At 59.5% G+C, this 20,524-nt stretch carries 18 protein-coding genes; 11 read left to right on the top strand and 7 right to left on the bottom strand.

Features of this window, described 5'->3' with window-relative positions; translation table 11 throughout:
* Positions 1 to 7: 7 nt before the first annotated feature.
* The 3 genes from ACP7C6_RS04170 to ACP7C6_RS04160 all read left to right on the top strand — a co-directional run bounded on the left by ACP7C6_RS04170 (position 8) and on the right by ACP7C6_RS04160 (position 2,177).
* Positions 8 to 1,168 carry an MFS transporter gene (locus tag ACP7C6_RS04170; RefSeq protein WP_353632316.1) on the top strand — a complete coding sequence of 387 codons (1,161 nt, stop codon included), beginning with the start codon at positions 8 to 10 and terminating at the stop codon, positions 1,166 to 1,168.
* On the top strand, positions 1,165 to 1,695 hold the full coding sequence (locus ACP7C6_RS04165) for a 1,2-dihydroxy-3-keto-5-methylthiopentene dioxygenase (RefSeq protein ID WP_068932117.1): 531 nt from the start codon (positions 1,165 to 1,167) through the stop codon (positions 1,693 to 1,695). Before ACP7C6_RS04170 ends, ACP7C6_RS04165 begins: the two co-directional genes overlap by 4 nt.
* 212 nt (positions 1,696 to 1,907) lie before the next feature.
* Positions 1,908 to 2,177, top strand: a complete 270-nt coding sequence (locus ACP7C6_RS04160) for a response regulator transcription factor (RefSeq protein ID WP_068932116.1) — start codon at positions 1,908 to 1,910, stop codon at positions 2,175 to 2,177.
* Between the two features lie 60 nt (positions 2,178 to 2,237).
* Here ACP7C6_RS04160 and ACP7C6_RS04155 read toward each other — a convergent pair whose 3' ends face one another.
* Positions 2,238 to 2,516 (bottom strand): DUF3509 domain-containing protein, encoded by a 279-nt coding sequence (locus ACP7C6_RS04155; RefSeq protein ID WP_010208870.1) that lies wholly within the window; start codon positions 2,514 to 2,516, stop codon positions 2,238 to 2,240.
* A gap of 352 nt (positions 2,517 to 2,868) precedes the next feature.
* Between ACP7C6_RS04155 and ACP7C6_RS04150 the strand changes: the two genes are divergently transcribed.
* From ACP7C6_RS04150 to ACP7C6_RS04130, 5 genes are all read left to right on the top strand, one after another.
* Entirely contained in the window at positions 2,869 to 4,695 is a 1,827-nt protein-coding gene (locus ACP7C6_RS04150; protein ID WP_426108299.1) for a long-chain-acyl-CoA synthetase, read from the top strand.
* A gap of 111 nt (positions 4,696 to 4,806) precedes the next feature.
* Positions 4,807 to 5,322 (top strand): ankyrin repeat domain-containing protein, encoded by a 516-nt coding sequence (locus ACP7C6_RS04145; protein WP_028617251.1) that lies wholly within the window; start codon positions 4,807 to 4,809, stop codon positions 5,320 to 5,322.
* Positions 5,323 to 5,364: 42 nt separating this feature from the next.
* Entirely contained in the window at positions 5,365 to 5,895 is a 531-nt protein-coding gene (locus tag ACP7C6_RS04140; RefSeq protein WP_426108298.1) for a hypothetical protein, read from the top strand.
* A 68-nt stretch (positions 5,896 to 5,963) separates the two neighbouring features.
* Positions 5,964 to 6,155 carry a PLDc N-terminal domain-containing protein gene (locus tag ACP7C6_RS04135; RefSeq protein WP_003172956.1) on the top strand — a complete coding sequence of 64 codons (192 nt, stop codon included), beginning with the start codon at positions 5,964 to 5,966 and terminating at the stop codon, positions 6,153 to 6,155.
* Between the two features lie 358 nt (positions 6,156 to 6,513).
* Entirely contained in the window at positions 6,514 to 8,601 is a 2,088-nt protein-coding gene (locus ACP7C6_RS04130) for an LTA synthase family protein (protein ID WP_426108297.1), read from the top strand.
* A gap of 166 nt (positions 8,602 to 8,767) precedes the next feature.
* On the opposite strand, the gene ACP7C6_RS04125 is transcribed toward ACP7C6_RS04130, so the two are convergent.
* Entirely contained in the window at positions 8,768 to 8,920 is a 153-nt protein-coding gene (locus ACP7C6_RS04125) for a DUF3309 family protein (RefSeq protein WP_015885095.1), read from the bottom strand.
* Positions 8,921 to 9,248: 328 nt separating this feature from the next.
* Between ACP7C6_RS04125 and ACP7C6_RS04120 the strand changes: the two genes are divergently transcribed.
* Positions 9,249 to 10,064: an SDR family oxidoreductase gene (locus ACP7C6_RS04120; protein WP_028617248.1), complete on the top strand. Its 816-nt coding sequence runs from the start codon at positions 9,249 to 9,251 to the stop codon at positions 10,062 to 10,064.
* 129 nt (positions 10,065 to 10,193) lie between these two features.
* On the top strand, positions 10,194 to 10,397 hold the full coding sequence (csrA, locus tag ACP7C6_RS04115; protein WP_028617247.1) for a carbon storage regulator CsrA: 204 nt from the start codon (positions 10,194 to 10,196) through the stop codon (positions 10,395 to 10,397).
* A 7-nt stretch (positions 10,398 to 10,404) separates the two neighbouring features.
* Here csrA and ACP7C6_RS04110 read toward each other — a convergent pair whose 3' ends face one another.
* From ACP7C6_RS04110 to ACP7C6_RS04090, 5 genes are all read right to left on the bottom strand, one after another.
* Entirely contained in the window at positions 10,405 to 10,632 is a 228-nt protein-coding gene (locus ACP7C6_RS04110; protein ID WP_003192759.1) for a YheU family protein, read from the bottom strand.
* A gap of 59 nt (positions 10,633 to 10,691) precedes the next feature.
* Complete coding sequence (locus ACP7C6_RS04105; RefSeq protein WP_016976388.1) at positions 10,692 to 11,876, bottom strand: osmoprotectant NAGGN system M42 family peptidase; 1,185 nt, start codon at positions 11,874 to 11,876, stop codon at positions 10,692 to 10,694.
* Between the two features lie 24 nt (positions 11,877 to 11,900).
* Entirely contained in the window at positions 11,901 to 13,634 is a 1,734-nt protein-coding gene (gene ngg / locus ACP7C6_RS04100; protein WP_028617245.1) for an N-acetylglutaminylglutamine synthetase, read from the bottom strand.
* Between the two features lie 3 nt (positions 13,635 to 13,637).
* Entirely contained in the window at positions 13,638 to 15,410 is a 1,773-nt protein-coding gene (locus tag ACP7C6_RS04095) for an N-acetylglutaminylglutamine amidotransferase (protein WP_028617244.1), read from the bottom strand.
* Between the two features lie 328 nt (positions 15,411 to 15,738).
* Complete coding sequence (locus ACP7C6_RS04090) at positions 15,739 to 16,008, bottom strand: hypothetical protein (protein ID WP_308908911.1); 270 nt, start codon at positions 16,006 to 16,008, stop codon at positions 15,739 to 15,741.
* On the opposite strand from ACP7C6_RS04090, the gene ACP7C6_RS04085 reads away from it, so the two are divergent.
* Complete coding sequence (locus ACP7C6_RS04085; protein ID WP_426108320.1) at positions 15,934 to 20,523, top strand: NEL-type E3 ubiquitin ligase domain-containing protein; 4,590 nt, start codon at positions 15,934 to 15,936, stop codon at positions 20,521 to 20,523. The two genes, ACP7C6_RS04090 and ACP7C6_RS04085, sit on opposite strands and share 75 nt — an antisense overlap.
* Position 20,524: the final 1 nt, after the last annotated feature.

The raw sequence follows: 20,524 nt of genomic DNA, 5'->3' as shown, positions 1-20,524 counted from the left end.
TTCGGCTGTGACAGCCCTTCCGTACTGGCGCCTCTCCAGCTTCTACCTCTTCTACTTCGCCCTCCTGGGGGCGACGGCGCCCTTTCTGGCGCTGTACTTCGACCACCTGGGGTTCTCCAGCGCGCGCATCGGCGAGCTGGTCGCCATCCCCATGCTGATGCGCTGCGTGGCGCCCAACCTGTGGGGCTGGCTGGGCGACTACACCGGCCGGCGCCTGGCCATCGTGCGGTTCGGCGCGGTGTGCACCCTGGCAAGTTTTTCGCTGATATTTATCAGCCACACCTACGCCTGGCTGGCGCTGGTCATGGCGCTGCATGCGTTCTTCTGGCATGCAGTGCTGCCGCAGTTTGAGGTGATCACCCTTGCGCACCTGCAAAAACAGACCTCGCGCTACAGCCAGATCCGCCTGTGGGGCTCCATCGGCTTCATTCTCACCGTGGTGGTCATGGGCCGCCTGTTCGACTGGCTGAGCCTGGACATCTACCCGGTAGTGGTCGTGGTGATCATGGCCGGCATCATCGGTGCCAGCCTGTGGGTGCCGAATGCGCAGCCTGCCAGCCACGGCAATCGCCCGGCGGGTGACGGTTTTCTCAAGCAATTACGCAGCCCCGGCGTCCTGGCGTTTTATGCCTGCGTGGCGCTGATGCAGATGAGCCATGGCCCGTATTACACCTTTCTCACTTTGCACCTCGAACACTTGGGCTACAGCCGCGGTGTGATCGGGATGTTGTGGGCGTTGGGGGTGGTGGCGGAAGTGCTGATGTTCCTGGCCATGAGCCGCATCCTTTCGCGCTTTTCGGTACGCCGGGTGTTGCTGGCGAGTTTCCTGCTGGCGGCACTGCGCTGGCTGCTGCTGGGCTCGTTTGCCGAATTTTTCTGGGTGCTGTTGCTGGCGCAGGTGATGCACGCCGCTACCTTCGGCAGTTTTCATGCGGCGGCGATTGCCTTTGTGCAGCGCAGTTTCGGTGACAGGCAACAAGGCCAGGGCCAAGCGCTGTATGCGGCGCTGGCCGGCACTGGCGGCGCATTGGGCGCTCTGTATTCAGGCTACAGTTGGAACCTGTTGGGGCCGACCCTGACCTTCAGCATCGCCAGCGTCGCTGCCCTGGCGGCCGCCGTTATCATCGGTTTTCGATTGCAAGAGCAGAACCAAGGAACCCTTCAATGAGCTATGTCGCTGTCTACTCCGTCGCTACACCGGATACGCCGAACAAGGTCCTGACCCATTTCGAGGACATCGCCGCCACCTTGGCCGAGCAGGGCGTGCGTTTTGAGCGCTGGCAGCCTGGTTCGGTCGAGCGGGGCGCCAGCGATGCCGAGCTGATCGCCGCCTGTCAGGCGCAGATCGATAAGCTCGGCTACAGCGCCGCCGAGGTGCTGAGGAATGCCGCAGACCCCGCGCAGAACGCCGAGTTACGTGGGCAGTTTCTTGAGGAGCGCCGCTACAGCGAAGACGACGCGCGTTTCTTCCTCGCCGGCCAGGGCCTGTTCGCGTTGCACATAGGCGATTACGTATACGCCGTACGCTGCGAGAAAAACGACCTGCTGGTGGTCCCGGCCGGTATGGCGCACTGGTTTGACATGGGTGATAACCCGCACTTCGTGGCGTTGCGTTTATTCAATACCGCGAAAGGGTGGATTCCTGAATTCACCGGTGACGATATTGCCCACAGTTTTCCCGCTTTGGATGATTAATCGCTAGCTACCAGAAACTTCAATCCCCGCATGTTGCAAGTTGTTGTAGGAAGAAACTTAAGCTCCTGTAGGGTCTTGCTGTTTATTGTGGGGGGTGCGCTTTAATCCCACGCCTTATGTAACTCTCCCCGGCAATAACGTTTATATCATCCGTCAATAGGAGGAATTCGAAGGGTGATAGGGCGTCAGTCAATAAAAATGGAGAGAAACCAATGAGAGGCCCACGGGAATTGTTCCAGGCGCCGTATTCGGTGCCCAACGCTGTCAGGCGGCGCATTAATCTGGCGGGCAAGAGTTTGACGCCCACGGAGCTGGAAATACTGCGCTGGGCCTCGGGAGGCAAGACGGTGTGGGAGATCAGCCAGATACGCGCCACGTCTGAAGCCACGGTGAAATTCCATTTGCGCAATATCTACGGCAAGTTGGAGGTCAATAACCGTGTCCAAGCAATGAACGAAGCGGCGCGCAAGGGGCTTTGCTGAATACATGGAAAAAGGGCCGCGACACCCTAGGGTGTCGCGGCCCTTTGCTTTATCTTCTGCTTAGGCCGAGTGGTAGGTCGGCAGGGCAAAGCGGTTCTGGCTTTGCAGCATCGAAATCTGTGGCAGGTCGCTGGCTTGTTCAGCCAGGTCGCGGCGGATAGCGCTGATCACCCAGGTCAATTGGTCGGCCGTGTGCAACTGCTGGTAGGAGATGGAGCGCTTGACCTGCTTGCCTTCGCTGTTGCGCAGGGTCAAGAGGATGCCGCCGTCGGGACGTGGCTGGGTGGTGACGTCGTAGTTGGAGAATACTGAAGCGAATTTATCTTGGATCAGGCTCATGTCTATCAGCTCCATTGGCTCAAGTTGGCAAGCATGGAGAGATAGGTGCAGTGATTGTGCCAGCTATTGGTTTTACAAAATATCGTTATAAATCAATAAGATATAAAAAATACAAATTTTCGGTTTCGTGCAATTTGCATGAATGGCCATCATGCATCCTGCATTTTGCGTGGCTCCACGGCGCCGAACGGGCCCACCCTTATTCCTAGAGACTGCATCGGCGTCGCTGAATTCCTTTTTTCAGCGGGCGTTCATCGGGATACAAAACTTTTCAAATCCTGCGTGTACAGCCGAAGAGAGGCTGACGTACTTTTCCGCAAGGTTTACGAAGAATAAGAAAAAGGACGTTCCCATGAGCCATTCGCAAAACGACATGATCACCTGGGGCATGATGCTGCGTAAGGTGCCTGCCATTGTTCGCGCCCTGCCACGGGTGGTGCGCGGCATGCGTGCCGCCAACGTCACCGACCCTCAGCAGCCCTGTGGCCTGGGCTGGCACTTCGAGCAAGCTACCCTGCGCAATCCACAGGGCACCGCTTTGTTGTACGCCGACCGCGTGCTCACCTACACGCAAGCCAACCAGTCCGCCAACCGTATCGCCCACCACTTGCAGGCCCAGGGCATTCGCAAGGGCGATGTGGTAGCGATGTTTATCGAAAACCGTCCCGAGTTGCTGCTGAATGTGCTGGCTGTAGCCAAGTTGGGCGGCATCTGCGCCATGCTCAATACGGCGCAGACCCAAGCGGCGCTGGTGCACAGCCTGAACCTGGTGAGCCCGGCGGCGATTGTGGTGGGCGCGGAATTGGTGGCTTCATACGAGGCCGTACGCAATCAAGTGGAAATTCCCGCCGAGCGCACCTGGTTTGTCGCTGACCTACAGGCCAGCGCGCTGCCTGACGGGTACTCCGATCTGATAGCCGCCAGCGCCGAGGCCCCGGTGGATAACCCGGCCAGCACCGCGCAGATCTTCTTCAACGATCCCTGCTTCTATATCTACACCTCCGGCACCACGGGCCTGCCCAAGGCCGGCATCATGAAACATGGCCGCTGGACCAAAACCGCTGTCAGCTTCGGCAGCATCGCCTTGGACATGGGCCCGGACGATGTCCTCTATTGCACCTTGCCGCTGTACCACGCCACCGGCCTCTGCGTGTGTTGGGGCTCGGCGATTGTCGGGGCATCAGGGTTCGCCATCCGGCGCAAGTTCAGCGCCAGCCAGTTCTGGGATGAGGCCCGCCGGTTCAAGGCGACCACCTTGGGTTATGTCGGTGAATTGTGCCGTTACCTGCTCGATCAACCGGCCAACCTCAACGACCGTGATCACGGTGTGACCAAGATGGTCGGCAATGGCCTGCGTCCTGGCGTGTGGGCGCAGTTCAAGGCGCGGTACGGGGTTGAGCATGTCTGCGAGTTGTATGCTGCCAGCGACGGCAATATCGGGTTCACCAACATTCTGAATTTCGATAACACCGTCGGCTTTTGCCTTCAGCACTGGGCGCTGGTGGACTACGCCCACGACAGCGGTGAGCCGATTCGTGGCAGCGATGGCTTCATGCATAAAGTGAAGACGGGTGGACAAGGCCTGCTATTGGCCAGGATCGATGAAAAGTCACCCTATGACGGCTACACCGACCCGGAAAAGAACCGCAAGGTCATCCTCACCGACGTATTCGAGAAGGGCGACCGCTACTTCAATACCGGCGATCTGGTGCGCAGCATCGGCTTCGGTCATGCGCAATTTGTCGACCGCTTGGGCGACACCTATCGCTGGAAGGGCGAAAACGTCTCGACGACCGAAGTCGAGAACGTGCTGCTGCAGCACCCGCAGATCGCTGAAGTGGTGGCCTACGGTGTGGAAATCGAAAACACCAACGGCCGCGCCGGCATGGTTGCCATCACCCCGAGCGAATCCCTGGCCTCATTGGATATGCGTGAGTTGCTGCAATTCGCCCACGGCCAGTTGCCGCATTACGCGGTGCCGTTGTTCCTGCGTATCAAGGTCAAGATGGAAACCACGGGTACGTTCAAATACCAGAAGGTAAAGCTCAAGGAGGAGGCGTTCGACCCTGAAAAAGCGGGCAATGACCCGGTCTATGCCTGGTTGCCGGGTTCGGACTGCTATGTGCCGGTGACGGGACAATTGTTGGCGCAGATCCAAGGTGGCCAGTTCCGTTATTAAAAGCTGCGTTATTGATTCTGCCTATGGCGCCTTTTGACAAAAAAGCCATGACAGGTGGGAACTCCGTCGCGACACTGGGCGCCATATAAAGGACCAGACAAGGAGCCCCACATGTCAGAACAAGCCAAACAAATGACCGATGATGAAGCAGCAGAATTTGCCGAGCAGGTGTTCGACGTCGCCCGCAAAGGCGACGCCGCCATGCTTGCCGCGCTACTGGCCAAGGGCTTGCCGGCAAACTTCCGTAATCACAATGGCGACACCCTGTTGATGTTGGCGGCCTACCACGGTCATGCCGACGCGGTAAAAGTACTGCTGGAATTCAAGGCTGACCCTCTGATTGCCAACGACAAGAACCAGTTGCCGATGGCTGGCGCGGCGTTCAAGGGCAACCTGGAGGTGGTCAAGGCACTGATCGAAGGCGGTGCGCCAGTGGATGCGTCGTCCTCCGATGGCCGTACAGCATTGATGATGGCGGCGATGTTCAATCGCGTCGAAATGCTCGACTACCTGCTCGGCCAGGGCGCCAACCCCAAGGCTACTGATGCCCAAGGCGCAACCGCGTTGGCGGCAGCACACACCATGGGCGCAGTGGATACGGCGGCGAAGTTGCAAAAACTGGTGTAGGCTACGCGCCCTCGAAAACCCGCCCGCCACAGGACAACACCCATGAAAACCGCCCTCGTCGAACTCATCAGCAAAATCAGCGCCGGTGTCATGAGCGAGGACGAAGTGGCGCGCATTGCCGATGAGGCGGCCCAGGCCTACGCGGACCCCGTGGCATTTCTGGCGGCCAACCCCGATATCAACTACGACGACAGCTTCCCGATTCCGTTGGGGGAGTGGGTCGTCGTCGGCAGCCTGCCGGAGACCGCGTTGTTCCAGGCCGACACCTACGGCGACCTGTTCGCGCAGATCGTCGCCTCGTTTGGTCCTGGCGTGGCATTCAACCTCAAGCCCAAGCAGCTTGGGAAGACCGAAGACCTCACCGCGCTGAACCGCATCCAGATCCAGATGAGTGCGCTGAGCCCGGAAGACGGTGGCTATGTGCTGCTCAATTTCAGTCAACTGTTGGATGACGAGATCCAGGCCGTGCTGGTGTACGGTAACGATCTGCCCCGCGTGCTGGCGCTGTGCGCTGAAGTCGGCATCAAGGCTGAGCCGTCCCTGGAAGCGCTAAAGATCGCCGTTCACGTCTGAAAATAAAACGGAACCCCCGCCAGCGCTGACTATCCTACAAGTGCATGCCCTCACTTAGGAGCGACACCATGGGTTCCACTTTTAATGGCTTGATCGGGCTGATCATTCTGGCGCTGGATATCTGGGCGATCATCAACGTGTTCAAAAGCGGCGCGAGCACGGGCGCCAAGGTGCTGTGGATCCTGTTGATCCTGCTGCTGCCGGTGCTGGGGCTGATCATCTGGGCAATCGCCGGACCGCGGGGCAACGTGCGGATTTGATTATCCAATCGATCTAGACTGGGCACAGTCCATGTGGGAGCGGGCTTGCTCGCGAATGCAGTCTATCGATCACGGATGTTTCGACTGACACACTGCATTCGCGAGCAAGCCCGCTCCCACATTGGTTTCAGCACATCATTAGATTTATGTTTCGAAATATTCGCTGCACAGAATTTTCACATCCCATCCAAGACAATTCGCCGGCTTTATTTCCCTGCCAGGGCTCTATTCCAAGCGCCACTAAAGGCGGGGCTGCGGTGTGCGTTCAGTAATTAATAGCCTTGCTGGCATTGATCGGGCACCATTCGCGCCACTGCACCACTTCGTCACTTAAACTTCCAATGGGTCCTAAAACGACATGGCAAACCCGGACGCCCTGAATCAGCAGCGAGCTTCAAATCGCTTGCTGCAACCGACCGTCAAATCCCATCTGGCGTACACGCTGCTCTGCGCACTGGTCATGATGGTGATGTTCTCCCTGCTGCGCCTGGCGCTGCTGGTGTACAACCGCGAAATGATCCTCGACACGCCGGCCTCGACCTTCCTGGAAGCGTTTGTCAATGGCACGCGCTTCGACATCCGCTTTGTGATGTACGCGTTGGTTCCGCTGCTGCTGGCGCTGTTCAGCGTCCGCGCCATGGCCGCGCGTGGGTTCTTCCGTCTGTGGCTGACCGTCGCGTCCAGCATTGCCCTGTTCCTGGGCCTGATGGAAATGGACTTCTACCGTGAATTCCACCAGCGCCTCAACGGTCTGGTCTTCCAATATGTGAAGGAAGACCCGAAAACCGTGATGAGCATGCTCTGGTACGGTTTCCCGGTGGTGCGCTACCTGCTGGCCTGGGCCGTGGGGACGCTGATCCTGAGCATGGCCTTTAAGGGCGCCGACCGCGCAACGCGCCCACGCGGGCCGTTCAGCGGTGGCAGTATCGGCACCCGTCAAGTCGCACCGTGGTACACCCGCATTGCGGTGTTTGTGGTCTGCCTGCTGATCGCCGTGGTCGCCATTCGTGGCACCCTGCGCCAGGGCCCGCCGCTGCGTTGGGGGGACGTGTACACCACCGACTCGAACTTCGCCAACCAGTTGGGCCTCAATGGCACGCTGTCGTTGATCGGTGCGGCCAAGGCACGTTTCTCTGAACACCGTGACAATACCTGGAAAGCCACACTGGAGCAGCCGCTGGCGACCCAGACCGTGCGTGACATGCTGGTGCTGCCGACCGAAAAACTGGTGGATACCGACACCGCCGCCGTGCGCCGTGAGTTCACTCCGCCGGCCGAGAAAACCCTGCCGATCAAGAACGTCGTCGTGATCCTAATGGAAAGCTTCGCCGGTCACTCGGTAGGCGCGCTGGGGCGTCCGGGCAATATCACGCCGTACTTCGACAAACTGTCCAAGGAAGGCTTGCTGTTCGACCGTTTCTTCTCCAACGGCACGCACACCCACCAGGGGATGTTCGCCACCATGGCGTGCTTCCCGAACCTGCCGGCGTTCGAATACCTGATGCAGACCCCTGAAGGCAGCCACAAGCTGTCGGGCCTGCCGCAGTTGCTCAGTGCGCGCAAGTTTGACGATGTGTATGTCTACAACGGCGATTTCGCCTGGGACAACCAGTCGGGCTTTTTCAGCAACCAGGGCATGACCAACTTCATCGGTCGTAACGACTTCGTCGACCCGGTGTTCTCCGACCCGACGTGGGGCGTGTCCGACCAGGATATGTTCAACCGTGGCCTGGAAGAATTGAAAGCCCGCGAAGGCGGCAAGCCGTTCTATGCCTTGCTGCAAACCCTGTCCAACCACACGCCGTATGCCTTGCCGACGCCATTGCCGGTGGAGAAGGTCACGGGTCGTGGCAGCCTCGACGAGCATTTGACGGCGATGCGCTACTCCGACTGGGCCTTGGGCCAGTTCTTTGAAAAAGCCCGCAAGGAGCCGTACTTCAAGGAAACCCTGTTCGTCATCGTGGGCGACCACGGCTTCGGTAACGAGCAGCAAATCACCGAAATGGATCTGGGCCGCTTCAACGTGCCGATGCTGATGATTGCACCAGGCATCCAAGAGAAGTTCGGCGAGCGTGACCACACCGTCGGCACCCAGATCGACATCGTGCCGACCATCATGGGCCGCCTGGGTGGCGAAACCCTGCACCAGTGCTGGGGTCGCGACCTGCTGAACCTGCCGGAAGGCGACAAGGGCTTTGGCGTGATCAAGCCTTCAGGCAGCGACCAGACGGTCGCGTTGCTCACCGGCGACCGGGTGCTGGTACTGCCGAAGGAAATGCCGCCCAAGCTGTGGGAATATGAGCTGGGCGCCAACCCGACCGGCAAAGTGATTGCTGAATCGCCGGACGAAACTGCATTACGGCAGAAGCTGGAGTCATTCCTGCAGACGGCAACCAAGAGCCTGTTGGATAACACTGCCGGCGTAGTTGACGGTAAGCCGGACTAATTAACCGGCAATAAAAAAGAGGCCTTCAAAGGCCTCTTTTTTTTGCTTTGTTTACTGTAGGAGCGGGCTTGCCCGCGAAAAACGCAAGGGCAACGCGTTTATTCAGAAACTCCGTGTCACCGTTAACGATCTTCGCGAGCAAGCTCGCTCCTACAGGGGTTGGCTTTTATATCCGGCCGAGCAACAACAGTACCAGCAGGACCACCAGTACGACACCCAGAATACCCGACGGGCCATAACCCCAGTTGCGCGAGTGAGGGAATACTGGCAGACCACCGACCAGCAGGAGGATCAGGATAATGATCAGAATGAGGCTCATGGTTTTTTTCCTTATTGGCCTTCAGCAAAGACCGGTTATTAACGATAGGCCCGCTAGTTGATTCACGAACGCCTTAACAACTCCGACTGTCGACAACTGCGGAAAATTCAGTATTTTTTTAAAGCATTTCGCAAACTTGCTTATTTCTTTTAATGCGTTCGCGAATGTGCGTGGTTAGTTGAAAAATATTGAACTTAGGCTATACGCGAGCCTCCGACCCAGCTGCCGGTTTGCCAGGGGCATTCATCATTCTGATGGTGGATGGGGGCAGGAAAGACCTTCGCTACACTGCCGGTCACTTCTTCCGTGAACCACAAGGCTACTTCTTATGCAAAATCGCATGATGATCACTGGTGCCGGGTCGGGCCTGGGCCGCGAAATCGCTTTGCGTTGGGCCCGTGAAGGGTGGCAGTTGGCTTTGTCGGACGTCAGCGAGCCGGGCCTGCAGGAAACTCTTAAACTGGTACGCGAGGCAGGCGGCGACGGGTTTATCCAGCGTTGCGATGTGCGCGACTACAGCCAGCTCACCGCGTTTGCCCAGGCTTGCGAGGTCAAGTTGGGTGGCATCGATGTGATCGTCAACAATGCCGGCGTGGCCTCCGGTGGGTTCTTTGCCGAACTGTCCCTGGAGGACTGGGATTGGCAGATCGCAATCAACCTGATGGGCGTGGTCAAGGGCTGCAAAGCGTTCCTGCCGCTGCTGGAAAAGAGCAAGGGTCGCATCATCAACATCGCGTCCATGGCGGCATTGATGCAGGGGCCGGCGATGAGCAACTACAACGTAGCCAAGGCCGGCGTGGTCGCGCTGTCGGAAAGCCTGCTGGTGGAACTCAAGCAGCAGGAAGTCGGCGTGCACGTGGTGTGTCCATCGTTCTTCCAGACCAACCTGCTCGATTCGTTTCGTGGGCCAACCCCGGCGATGAAGGCCCAGGTGGGCAAGTTGCTTGAAAGCTCGCCGATTTCGGCGGCGCAGATTGCCGATTACATCTACCAGCGCGTGGCAGAGGGCGAGTTCATGATCCTGCCCCATGAACAAGGGCGGATGGCGTGGGCCTTGAAGCAAAAGAACCCGCAGTTGCTCTATGACGAGATGACCACTATGGCCGACAAAATGCGCGCCAAAGCGCAGGCGGCCAAGGGCTGATCAGGCAGTGCTCTGTCAGGTAATTTACCTGCTCTTGTAGGCAGTGCCTGTTTTCGTCGCGAGCCATTGCTGCGGCCCACCCAGTGCGCGCATGGTCGAGGTCCTTTCATTGTTAAAAGGACAACCGCCATGCTGGTCCTAAGCCGCGGTGTAGGCGAAGTCATTTCCATCGGCGATGACATCGCCGTGCACATCCTTGAGTTGAACGGTAACCAGGTGAAATTCGGCGTTGGCGCGCCGGCCGGGGTGCCGGTTCATCGAGCAGAGGTGTACCAGAAAATCCTCGAACGCCAAGGCGCCAGAACGCATCCGGAGCCTGTGCCCAACCCTTGAAACCCGGTCAGTCGAACAGATGCTTGGGCACGTCGTGCTTGAGCATCAACTGGCACTGCTCGCTCTCCGGGTCGAACACGATCAGTGCCTGGCCCTTGGTCAATGCCTGGCGCACGCGCAGCACGCGGGTTTCCAGGGGCGTGTCGTCGCCATTGTCGGTGCCGTCACGGGTGACAAAGTCTTCGATGAGGCGGGTGAGGGTGTCGACTTCAAGTGCGTCGTAGGGAATCAGCATACAAGCCTCGGGTGATGGATCCCGGCGATGCTACTGCGCCGGGATCATAGTTGCCAGCCTCAGGACTTGTTGCCCACCAGGCTGTCCACCGATGGCACACGGGTATCGCTCTCCATCTGCGTCTCGTGCTCGATCTGATGGCTGAATCGATCAAGGGAGCCCTGGGCCGGTTGCGCATCACTGGCGAACACTGGCGGGCTGAGAATGTAAGCACCCAGCAAACGACTCAGGGCCGCGAGGCTATCGATGTGGGTACGCTCGTAGCCATGGGTCGCATCGCAACCGAACGCCAGCAAGGCCGTGCGGATATCGTGGCCGGCGGTGACCGCTGAATGTGCATCGCTGAAGTAATAGCGGAAGAGGTCGCGGCGCACGGGTAATTCATTCTCCGACGCCAGGCGCAGCAAATGCCGCGACAGGTGATAGTCATACGGCCCGCCGGAATCCTGCATCGCCACGCTTACCGCGTGCTCGCTTGAATGCTGGCCGGGGGCGACCGGGGCGATATCGATGCCGACAAACTCACTGACGTCCCAAGGCAAGGCAGCAGCCGCACCGCTGCCGGTTTCCTCGGTGATGGTGAACAGCGGATGGCAGTCGATCAGCAGGGGTTCGCCACTGTCGACGATGGCCTTGAGCGCGGCGAGCAGGGCGGCGACACCGGCCTTGTCATCCAGGTGGCGGGCGCTGATGTGGCCGCTCTCGGTGAATTCCGGCAACGGGTCGAAGGCCACATAGTCACCGATGCCAATCCCCAGGGAATCGCAATCGGCGCGGGTCGCGCAGTAGGCGTCGAGGCGAAGTTCCACGTGATCCCAGCTCACCGGCATTTCATCCACGGCGGTGTTGAACGCATGCCCGGAGGCCATCAGCGGCAACACGCTGCCACGGATCACACCGTTATCGGTGAACAGGCTGACGCGGCTGCCCTCGGCGAACCTGCTCGACCAGCAGCCCACCGGTGCCAGGCTCAGGCGGCCATTGTCCTTGATTGCACGCACGGCGGCGCCGATGGTGTCCAGGTGAGCGGACACGGCGCGGTCTGGGCTGTTTTTTTGGCCTTTCAACGTAGCGCGGATGGTGCCGCGCCGGGTCATTTCGAAGGGAATGCCCAGTTCTTCCAGGCGCTCGGCGACGTAACGCACGATGGTGTCGGTAAATCCGGTAGGGCTGGGAATAGCGAGCATTTCCAGCAGGACTTTTTGCAGGTAATTCAGATCCGGTTCGGGGATGGTTCGGCTCATAAAGACTCCTGGGGTTCGGATCGTTCAGCTATGGGGAAACAGCAAATCCACAAATTTCTCCGCGGTAGGCTGCGGTTCATGATTGGCCAGGCCGGCCCGTTCATTGGCTTCGATAAACACGTATTCGGGTTGATCGGCGGCGGGCACCATCAGGTCCAGACCCACCATTGGGATGTCCAGGGCACGGGCGGCGCGCACGGCGGCGTCCACCAGCGTTGGGTGCAGGATCGCGGTGACATCTTCAAGGCACCCGCCGGTGTGCAGGTTGGCGGTGCGGCGCACGGCCAGGGTCTGACCACGGGGCAGGATGCTGCTGTAGTCGAAACCGGCGGCTTTCAAGGTGCGTTCGGTTTCGGCATCCAACGGGATTTTGCTTTCACCGTCGGTGGCGGCCTGGCGGCGACGGCTCTGGGCTTCGATCAACGCGCCGATGGAATGGTGGCCATCACCGGTCACTTCGGCAGGGCGACGGATCGCAGCGGCGACCACCTCGAAACCAATCACCAGGATGCGCAGGTCCAACCCTTCGTGAAAGCTCTCCAGCAACACACGGCTGTCGAACTGCCGCGCGGCTTCAATCGCCTGCTGCACCTCCTCGATGCTTTGCAGATCCACTGCCACACCCTGGCCTTGTTCGCCATCCAACGGCTTGACCACGATGCGCTGGTGTTCGTCGAGAAACTCCAGGTTGTCATCCGCGCTGCCCGCGAGTTGCTGTGACGGCAGTTTCAAACCGGCGGCTTTCAGCACTTTGTGGGTCAGGCTTTTGTCCTGGCACAGGGTCATGCTGATGGCGCTGGTCAAATCGCTCAAGGATTCACGGCAACGCACGCGACGCCCGCCATGGCTCAGCGTGAACAAGCCCGCATCGGCGTCATCCACTTGCACGTCGATGCCACGCCGATGGGCTTCCTCGACAATGATCCGCGCATAGGGATTGAACCCCGCCTGTGGGCCCGGGCCGAGAAACAGCGGCTGGTTGATGCCGTTCTTGCGCTTGATCGCAAAAGTGGTCAGCGCGCGAAAGCCAAGCTTGGCGTAAAGGTTCTTGGCCTGGCGGTTATCGTGCAACACCGACAAGTCCAGATAGCTCAGGCCACGGCTCATGAAGTGCTCCACCAAATGGCGCACCAATACTTCGCCCACGCCGGGCCGCGTGCATTGCGGATCGACTGCCAGGCACCACAGGCTGCAACCGTTTTCCGGGTCGTGAAAGGCCTTTTGGTGATTGAGGCCCATGACGCTGCCGATCACCGCGCCGCTGTCTTCGTCTTCCGCCAGCCAATACACCGGGCCACCTTGATGGCGCGGTGTGAGGCGTTCGGCGTCGACCGGCAACATGCCGCGGCCTTGATACAACTGATTCACCGCCAACCAATCCGCCTCGGTCTGGACCCGGCGAATGCGGAAACCGCGAAACACCCGAGTGGCCGGGCGATAGTCGCTGAACCACAGGCGCAAGGTATCGGACGGGTCAAGGAACAACTGCTGCGGATCAATCCCCAGAATCTGCTGGGGCGCCGCCACATACAGTGCGATATCCCGTTCGCCCGGCTGCTCGTTGAGCAACTCTTGGGCGAGGCTGGCAGGGTCTGGAAATGTATGACCGATCAACAGCCGGCCCCAACCGCAATGCACGGCAATTGGTTCGGCTGCCAAGGGGCTGCCATCTTCCGCCAGGCGCGCTTGCAGGCGCTCATAAGTGGGCGCCTGGCCTTTGAGCAAGCGTTGGCTGTAAGCCGCTGCATGGGGTTTCATCGATCAGATTCCTTGTTCGCTGAGCCATAGGTTCAGCGCCGCCAGCTGCCACAACTTGGAGCCGCGCAGCGGGGTCAATTGGCCTTGCGGGTCAGTGAGCAAGCGGTCGAGCATCGCGGGATTGAACAGGCCACGATCCTGGCTCGGGTCGAGTAGCAGTTCGCGTACCCAGTTCAGGGTATCGCCCTGCAAGTGCTTGAGGCCCGGCACCGGGAAATAGCCTTTTTTGCGGTCGATGACTTCGCTCGGGATCACGCGACGCGCAGCTTCTTTCAACACCTGCTTGCCGCCATCAGGCAGTTTGAACTTGCCAGGCACACGGGCCGAGAGTTCCACCAGGCGATAGTCCAGAAACGGCGTGCGCGCTTCCAGGCCCCAGGCCATGGTCATGTTGTCGACACGTTTGACCGGGTCGTCCACCAGCATCACCGTGCTGTCCAGGCGCAGGGCCTTGTCCACGGCGGCGTCGGCGCCGGGCATGGCGAAATGTTCGCGCACAAAGTCGCCGGCGGCGTCGTTGGCAGTCAGCCATTTCGGCGCGACAGTGGCCGCGTAGTCGTCGTAGCTACGGTCGAAAAAAGCCTCGCGATAAGCCGCGTAGGGATCGCTCGCCCCGTCCACCTGCGGGTACCAGTGGTAACCGGCGAACAGTTCATCCGCGCCCTGGCCGCTCTGTACCACTTTGCAATGTTTGGCCACTTCCCGCGACAGCAGGTAGAAGGCGATGCAGTCGTGGCTGACCATCGGCTCGCTCATCGCGCGGAACGCGGCGGGCAGTTGCTCGATGATCTCGCTTTCGGCAATGCGCAGTTGGTGGTGACGGGTGCCGTAGTGCTTGGCGATCAGGTCCGAGTACTGGAACTCGTTGCCCGCTTCGCCACCGGCATCTTCAAAACCGATGGAAAACGTCGACAGATCCTGTACGCCCACTTCGCGCAGCAGGCCGACGAGCATGCTTGAATCGACGCCACCGGAAAGCAGCACGCCCACATCCACAGCCGCACGTTGGCGAATGGCCACGGCTTCGCGGGTGCTGTCGAGCACGCGGTCGGTCCAGTCTTCGAGAGTGAGGTTTTTTTCATCGTCGTGTGGGCCGTAGGGCAGGGTCCACCACACTTTCTGCTCGGTGTTGCCGCTGGCGTCGATGCGCATCCAACTGGCCGGCGGCATTTTTTCGACGCCGGCGAGCAAGGTGCGCGGTGCAGGCACCACGGCGTGGAAGTTCAGGTAATGGTTAAGCGCAACCGGATCCAGGATCGGATTGATGTCGCCGCCTTTAAGCAACGCCGGCAGTGCCGAAGCGAAGCGCAACCGCTGGCCGGTACGCGACAGGTATAACGGCTTCACGCCCAGGCGGTCACGGGCAATAAACAGGCGCTGGGCGTCACGCTCCCAGATCGCAAAAGCAAACATGCCGTTGAGCTTGGGCAGCAGCGCTTCGCCCCAGGCGTGATAGCCCTTGAGCAGCACTTCGGTGTCGCCGCCGGAATAGAAGGCGTAGCCCAGGGCTTCCAGCTCTTCACGCAGTTCCGGGAAGTTATAGATCGCGCCGTTGAAGGCCAGGGACAGGCCCAGGTGCGCATCGACCATCGGTTGGGCCGAGCCGTCCGACAGGTCCATGATTTTCAGGCGTCGATGCCCCAAGGCAATCGGCCCTTGGGCGTGGAAGCCCCAGGCGTCGGGCCCACGGGGGGCCAGATGATGGGTGATGCGCTCAATCGCAGCCAGGTCGGCAGGTTGGGCATCGAAACGTAATTCGCCAGCTAATCCGCACATAAATTCCTTACCGGTTTTTCCGTTGGGGAGGGGAAACACTCAATACGCCCAGAAGGGCGCGTACCCAGAAACTGACACACGCCTATCCTGGGAGTTTTAGAACAATCGGTTATAAGGCAAAGAGCCTTGATCGGTTGAATGCCAGTCTGCGTGTGCAGTGACGTTGGCTTAAATGGCGGTAAACAACGCTGGGATGCATGCAAAAAGTCGGGGGGTCGGGTGCCTGATCGCCCGAGTATTTGCGTCATTTGAATCCAGGATCGGCCTTATCGTTGGGCGGTATTTCTCAACGCAATAAGGATGATTGCCAATGACTGAGACACAGGATTCAAGCCACGCCGTTACGCCGGTGTCGGAGGAGGACGTTACCGCCGCGCTGTTGGAACTGACGGGAGACCTGGATATAGCCCTGGTGTTGCAGCAAAAATTGCCCGCCTGGTGGAAGGATGCCGATGCCGCCACTCTCCAAGCGCTGCAACAGGCCCATGAACAGAGTGAACGACCGCGCGAACAGGCAGCTCGGTTGTTGGGGCGTGTCAAACCGCTCAAACAATTTTGCGCCGAGAAACTCAAGGCGTTTCTGTCCGCCAAGGGGCATGCGTCGCTGAATGTCGAACTCGACATGCTGGAAGTGCCGCGGCGCACTTTCACAATGACCAGCGTTTTCGGACCGACGTATGATCAGATCAAGATTGAGAAGCACAGCTTGCTGCAGGCGGCCATGCAGAACTTCTCGCAGGATGGAGCCGAGCTGCCGAAAGGCTCGGTCGTTCGTGCCGGGAACACGGTCGTGCGCGGTCTCAGTGCTGAGGCGTTCGCGGGTTACTGTCGTGAACTGGACCTGGGCGCTGCCTACCAACTGCACCTTCGCGATGTGTTCAACCTGCCGGCGCCCAGTGAAGCGGCGCTGGAGTCTGACCGAGGGTACAACCCGGCAGTCTTGCAGCTCGGCAATGCCAGGCGCTTGGAGATGCTGGTTGACTTGCATATTGCGTATGCCAAAGGCGATGTCAGCCCGCCGACCTACACGTTGCTGTCTGAATTGATCAAGCGCGACTTACCCGCCAGCCAGATGGCGCACCTGCTCTTTCAGGGTAAGCCCATGGTGTGGCGAGGGTTGAGTGTCGGGGGGGCCTGCGTGTGGGGCGTGATGGTCCTGGCCAATGCCAACGAAGACGGCTTTCCCTCGGGGCCGGCGGTGTTGTACATGCCTAACGAGCCGACGCGGCGGTGGTACGAGTACCCGTCGCTGGAGGATTTCAAGCAATACCTGACGCTCAAACTTCAAGTGCAGGCTTATCGGCGTTTTTTTACCGGCTACCTGGCCGAGACCGAACGCTTTGAGTTCTTCCAGCGATTTGATAGGAACCGAACCCTCGCGCGGCTGGAGCCAATCGAGGAACCGGGCAACCTGTCCAGGTTCTTTTTCAATGTGTGCACCGGCAAGCTGCAGCTGGATGCGATCACATTGGCAGTGCCCACCGCACAGGCCGATGATGACGCTCGCCAGAAACGCCTGCAAAGCTACCTGGATGCAGGCTTGACCCTGCTCAACATTGCAGGGTTCGTGGTGCCGATGATTGGGCTATTGATGATGGGGGAGGGTATTGGCCAGTTACTGGGCGAGATGTTCGAGGGCATCGACGACTGGAGCCACAATGAAAAAAACGAGGCGCTTGAACATTTGGTCAACGTGGCGGAGAGCATCGCTGGCATGGCAGCGTTCGCCGCAGGGGTGAAGGCCTTCGGTGGGGTCAAGCGATGGGTGACTCGAACGGAGGTGTTTTTTGATGGCATTGAGGCCGTCAAGCGGCCGGACGGCAGCGCGTGGTTATGGCGCCGCCGCACAACGGCGTATCAACACCCCCCGGAGGTGGTTTCCGGCACGGTTGCCAATGCCATGGGGGTGTACAAGACCAATGGACACGCTTACACCAAGATCGAAGCTCGGGTGTATGCGATCGCCTATGACGCCGCTGTGAAGCAGTGGTCTGCCATTCACCCGCTACGCAGCGATGCGTACCGCCCCCCGCTCAAGCACAACGGCACGGCGGGATGGCAGTTTGAGTGGGAGCGGCCTCAAGACTGGGAAGAGCCTGCGTACATTATCACGCGGTCGAATTCATTCCTCGGGACGCTGACGGGGGAGCGGTTGAGGGAACTTGCAACCATCGCCGATTTGTCCCTGCCTCGGTTGCGTTACCTGGCCCAGGAAAACCTGCCATTGCCGGAACGTTTCAATGATGGAGTAGTGCGCTTCATGCAAGAGCAGAAAGTGCGTGACCTGACCTGGCAGCTTGAGCATCAGGCGCAGTTGGATCTGAGTACGGCACGCACCCAAATGCTTGCATTGCCCCATATGCCCGGCTGGCCCCGCGGGCGCTTTTTTGAAGTGCTGGACGAGGAGGGCAACCTGCTTGAAAGCTATCCTGATGCAGCGCCGTTTGACTACGAAGACCTGAGCATTCATATCACCGAAAAGCAGCTTGAACGTGGCGAGGTGATGCCTACGCTGCTGGCCGCATTGGACCCGGAGGAAACACAGGCATTGCTGGGTGGCGTCGTAGAACCTGGCGAAGCAGAAGTGATCTTGAAGCGCCGCTTGTTGAAGTCGCTCGAACGCAGCCATCGGCAGGTTCATGATCAGCTGTACCAGGAAGCCAACGTTATTACGCACAGCGATCATGCGCTGCTTATTCATCACTACCCAGGCTTGCCGAATCGCCAGGCCTGGGAGCTGCTCTCCAACGCTTCGACCCGGCAGCGCGTGCGCCTGCGCGAGACACGGCGGGTGCCCCTGTTGCTGGCGCAACGAACCCGAGAGGCCCTGCGACTGCTTGAAGAAGACCGAGCACTCAGTGGTCTGTACTGGCCGAGATATGGCAATGAGGCCACCCAGCGCCTGGCCGTCGGGCTGCTGGGGCGAGTTGTCGACTGGCCACAGACCCAGGCATTGCAGCTACGCCGCGGTTCGCTCAATGGCGAAGTGATCGCGCAACTCGGCGGGCAGGCGGCGACATTGCACCGGACGGTTGTAGCGTCTGCCGATGGCTTTCAGGCATTTGATGCACGGGGCAAAGCCTTGGGGGCATTAGCAACGGGTGGGGAGGGTTTTTACCAAGCCCTGACCGAGACGTTATCCGCTGATCAAATCGCCACGCTGAGATTGAATGGGACTCAACGTGCCAGCCACTTGAACCAAGAGTTACTGGGCAAGGCCGAAACGGAGCGCAAGACGCTTGCCCGTTACCTCTGGCCGGAGCGCGCAGTGCCCGAGCCGGCGGTGGCGTGTGTTCAGGCGCTGCTGGAGGAGCTGGCGCCACAGCCGGCAGCCTTGATGCGCAAGCTTTGCAAGCTCTACCCCAAGTTGAGTTCACGCCAGCTCACGTTGTTGCTTCAAGACATGGGCACGGATCATTTGTCGCGCGCCAGGGCCGTCAAGGTGTTGCAGCAACAGCTCAAGGCTCTACAGCTCGCGTTGGCACGGTGGTGCGACGAAAAAGCCGCTGTAAAGGGCCTTTCACGCTCGGCCAGGAGTGATTTGCGTGACGGACGCAAAGCAGTCGCCAAGGCGATTGAGCGCAGTTGGAAGCGTAAAACACTGCTGCGCAACGAGCGCGGTATCGAGATGTTCGGACTGGAGCTGGAGGGCCTGAATGTCGGTGCTTTGCCCCAGTTGCCCGTCGGGGTGGATTTTGGTCATGTGCGTCGCTTGGTGTTGCGCAATATGGACCTCGATGATCAGGTCGGGTCTTTTCTTGAGCGCTTCAATGGGGTCAATATGCTCGACCTGGCGGGCAACAAGTTGACCCAAGTACCGACGGTGTTGTCGCAGATGTCCCTGCTGCGGCGCCTGTACTTGAACTGCAACCAACTGCAACTGACGGAGGCTGGTCGAACGCAACTTGCAACCTTGACCGAACTGCGGGTGTTGAACCTCAACCACAACCCACTGCTAAACGCGCCGCTGATCGATCGGATGTTCGACTTGCGCGCCTTGTTCCTGAACAGTTGTTCTCTGAAGGAGTTGCCAGCGGGGTTTCGACGCCCGCCCTACCTGGAAACGGTTGACCTGCGCGGCAATCACATTACGACACTGCCTCGGTGGCTGTCTGAAGTCCCACGAGTTCTCGCACAAACGCTCCATTTGGGGGATAACCCCCTGGACACGCCTAGCCGCCAGTTGGTCAGTGCCTACCGGAGTCGCGTCGGTGTCGGCATGGGTTTCCTGGAGGATGATCCTGCCCGTTTGACTGAGCAACGGGCGCAAGAGCGCTGGTTAAAGGATATGGGGGCGGATATAGAGATGAAACGCGCCACCTGGGCAGCACTCAGGGCCGAGGAGGGCTCCGAGGGGCTGTTCAATCTCCTCGCCGGACTGGGCAGTACCGCTGATGCAAAAAATGTTCGCGTGGACATGAGCCAACGGGTGTGGTGGGTGTTGGAGGCTGCTGAAGCCGATGCAGGCTTGCGTGCAGAAATCTTTGACCGTGCCGCTACGCCACTCAATTGTGATGATGCTGCAGCTGCAAGCTTCAGCAACCTTGAGGTGCTGACGCTTCTTCATGAGGCTTCAAAAGGCGTCGAGAGCGGCCAGTTGACGGCTGAGCCGCTGCTGAAGTTGAGTAAGGGCCTGTTTCGGCTCGACCAGGTTGAACGCTATGCCCGCAGCCACAGCCTCAGTCATCCCAGCGCCGACCCGTTGGAAGTGAGCCTGGCGTTTCGCATAGGTCTGGCCGACAAGTTAGACCTGCCCGGCCAACCCAGGCATATGCGCTTTGGGCAATTGGCCGAGGTGACGAATAAGGATTTGGTGGCTGCCGCTGACAAGGTCCGGGTGGCCGAGCTTTCATCCGAATTGTTGGACTTTATAGTCGGGTTGCCGTTCTGGATCGACTATTTGAAAAGACGCTTTCAAGGACGGTTTGAAGACGTACTGGGTTCTTTCCACGAACGCGCGCAGCGGGTATTCGATCAACGCCAGACACTGACCGATACCGACTACGTCGAGCAAATGAACGTGATTACCAGTGAGCGCATGCCGGTTGAAGCGGCTGAAATCAGGCGCCAGACCGAGGACGCACTCAAACCCGGCGCGTTGAATGTCTGCTAGG

The sequence above is a fragment of the Pseudomonas sp. TWR1-1-4 genome (genome assembly GCF_049897165.1).
GTDB lineage: Bacteria > Pseudomonadota > Gammaproteobacteria > Pseudomonadales > Pseudomonadaceae > Aquipseudomonas > Aquipseudomonas canadensis.
This window is presented reverse-complemented; position numbering and strand designations above follow the sequence as displayed.